The sequence below is a fragment of the Thermus sp. FJN-A genome (assembly GCF_054655095.1).
This window is the reverse complement of sequence record NZ_BAAHSC010000262.1, coordinates 1-236: the sequence shown is the minus strand read 5'-3', so window position 1 is coordinate 236 and position 236 is coordinate 1. Positions and strand designations below refer to the sequence as shown.

At 76.3% G+C, this 236-nt stretch carries 1 pseudogene; it reads right to left on the bottom strand.

From position 1 onward, the window contains the following. A pseudogene (locus ACYQ0J_RS13650) lies at positions 1-216 on the bottom strand (ATPase); the annotation flags it as partial. Positions 217-236 lie beyond the last annotated feature (20 nt).

The window sequence follows — 236 nt, the reverse complement described above, 5'->3', positions numbered from 1 at the left end:
GAGGGCGTCCAGCTGGTCGGGGCGGAGGCGGCACTCCTTGCGGACGTAGGTGAGGTAGGGGGGGAGGGGGCGCTCCCTGGGGCCTTCCCCCTTCGGGGAGGCCTCGAGGCCCCCCCCGGGAGGGGCCTCCCCGGGCTTCTCCTCCCGGGGGGCGGGAGCCTCCTGAAGGTCCCCCGCCTCCTCCCTCACCAGCTCCGCCAGGCGCTTCCGCTTCACGCCTCCCTCCTCTCGGGGGT